Below are 1968 nucleotides of genomic sequence, written 5' to 3' on the forward strand. Positions count from 1 at the left end.
ACATGGCGACCTCCCTCGGGAACCGCCAATTCGCTCCTCAACTGCATCAGTTGTGAGTCAGACCCCCGTTTGGACGCCGATGAGGGGTCCCGTTCCAAAGCCGTTTGACAGGCTGAGCCCAAGACTCCGGCGAGTATATGGGCTGCTTCGCGATGGAACGCGGGGAAGGGTGCGCCAAAGAAGGCTTCGGCGAAGACCAGGTCGCGATCGGAGACCGCGGTCAACGGCCTCGGCGCCCCGAGCAGAAATTCCTTCACCAGCAGCAGGGGCGCTTTGTAGAGTGCCCGGTCACGCGGCCACTGCGCGGCCGTTAGTCCGAACGAGGGCAGGTCGTCGGGCACGGCGAAGGGTTGCAGGTCGTCCTTCTGCAGATATTCGAGCGCAGTCAGGTAAGCCGCGTCGCGGTTCCTGTTTTCGGCTTTGCCAAGAATGAGGCCATCGCCCAGCACAGTTCCCAGATCACGAAGCCGCTCGCCAAGCGGCTGATGCCTGTCGGTGAGATCGTCAACCAGGCGCAGGTCCCGGCGCCGCCCGAAAGCCGCCGTCTTGAGGCGGGTCGGCCGTGCTTCCCAGTCGTCCAGCGAAAGACGGACGATATCGCTTGGTGCGATTTCGAAGGTGTGGGAGCGCGACCCCGCGGGCGACCACGGGACCTGGACGATGGTCAAAGTCTCGGTTGGCTGGGGCCGATGCCGAGCGAACAGGACCATAGCCGGCATCGCTGCGCCCTCGAACAGCCAGGATCGCAGGTTTGAGAGATTGACGAGCGTCACCGGGCCCAAAGCTCGGACGACGTGACGTGCCGCCGATGCGCCTGTTTTACTGGCGCTGAAGAATGGGGTGGCGCTCAGGACCATGCCGAACCGCGTTTGCGGTTTCGCGAATTCGGCAGCGCGCATCAGGAAGTCTAAGCCGACGCCCCGTGGCTGGGCGGGAAGGGTCTGTCCGCCCATGCGGCGATCGGCCGTGCCGGCCTTACCCTTGAAGCTCCAAGGCGGATTGCCGACGATGACGTCGAACGACTTTAGGCCGTCATCTTCGATAAGGTGTTCGATCCCGGCGTCTGTCTGCTCAATGGTTCGAGCGTCCCCAACGAATAGCGTTCGGCCGATCAAAGGCTCGAATGTCAGGCCTTCCGGAGGCTGGGGATCGGGGTCGACTTCAAGGGCCGCCAGATAGAGGCTGAATGCCGCGACTCGGATCGCAGCTTCGCTGATGTCGACGCCGTAGACCTGGGTATATAGCGCCTTGCGGATGCCCTTCCTCGTCAGCGGCGTTTTCAAGCCCTGCAGGTGGACCAACCGCCGAAACGCCTCGACAAGGAAGACGCCCGATCCGCACGTCAGGTCGAGCACGGTCTGTTCGCCATCAAGGCCGTCCATGACCTCGTCAAGGATCAAGGCGACCACAGGCAACCGGGTATAATAGACGCCTGCGCGGGTGGCCTCGGTCGACCGGGCACGTCCGGCGATGGGCGCGGCGCCGGAGTGTGCGAACTGTTCGTAGATCGAGCTGATCAGCTCTACCGGGATGACGTCGAACTGATACGGAAAGAAGGTGGTCTGCCCGCTGACCGGATCGACGGCGTCCAAGAAGTTCGCGACCCGGGAAAGATGCTCTGGCGCGGGCGGGGCCGCCGAGGACGGCGGGAACATGTCGCCGTTAAAGGTCCTGGAAAGCCATTGGAACAGCTGGCGGGTTGCCTGCCCGTCGCGCAGCGCGGCTGACAGACGTGTCGTTCCGCAAAGACTGTTCATCCGTTCTTCGGTGATGATGCCGCGATCGAGCAGATACTGAGTGAAGATCGCCCGGCCGATCAGCGCCTGGGCCTCGTCCCGGACGAGGTTCGCCGAGACTAGGTGTTTAGTCCCGCACTGTGGTGGTAGCTTATCGCGCCAGCATAGGGATGCGCTATGGGACAAGTTCTTCACGGATGCGCCACGACCACGCACGCTGTCCGAGCAGCAA

The 1968-nt window shown here is 63.2% G+C and carries 1 protein-coding gene; it reads right to left on the minus strand.

Annotated features, from left to right (window positions below; translation table 11 throughout):
• On the minus strand, positions 1-1931 hold a 1931-nt coding region (locus AB5S17_RS23340; protein ID WP_369243571.1), incomplete at its 3' end, for a class I SAM-dependent DNA methyltransferase.
• Positions 1932-1968 lie beyond the last annotated feature (37 nt).

Origin of the sequence: Jiella sp. M17.18, assembly GCF_041027365.1 — a bacterium.
In the GTDB taxonomy this organism is placed as follows: Bacteria; Pseudomonadota; Alphaproteobacteria; order Rhizobiales; family Rhizobiaceae; genus VKMB-3413.